The sequence below is a fragment of the Patiriisocius sp. 208BN25-11 genome (assembly GCF_058147145.1).
This window is the reverse complement of the sequence record NZ_JBYVJY010000055.1, coordinates 1-334: the sequence shown is the minus strand read 5'-3', so window position 1 is coordinate 334 and position 334 is coordinate 1. Positions and strand designations below refer to the sequence as shown.

Below are 334 nucleotides of genomic sequence, written 5' to 3'. Positions count from 1 at the left end.
GGTTGTATCCAGCGTGGCAAAAAGTTTGTTTTCTGCAAATACTTCACTTTTACTAATCGCGTTCATGAGGGTAGACTTCCCAACGTTAGTATAGCCCACAAGCGCCACACGAACTAATTTACCTCTATTGCCTCGTTGCACCTCCATTTGGCGGTCTCTCTTGCTTATTTTCTTTTTGAGTAAGGAAATTCGATCACGAACAATACGTCTAGCGGTTTCAATTTCTGTTTCTCCAGGACCTCGCATTCCAATACCACCACGTTGTCTTTCTATGTGTGTCCACATTCCGGTTAATCTTGGCAGTAGGTACTCATATTGCGCTAATTCTACTTGG

General features: G+C 43.1%; 1 protein-coding gene. It reads right to left on the bottom strand.

Going from position 1 to position 334, the window contains the following annotated elements; all coding sequences use genetic code 11:
* Positions 1-334: GTPase (locus ACY2RS_RS15525; protein WP_490099579.1), on the bottom strand; the 334-nt coding region annotated here is incomplete at both ends.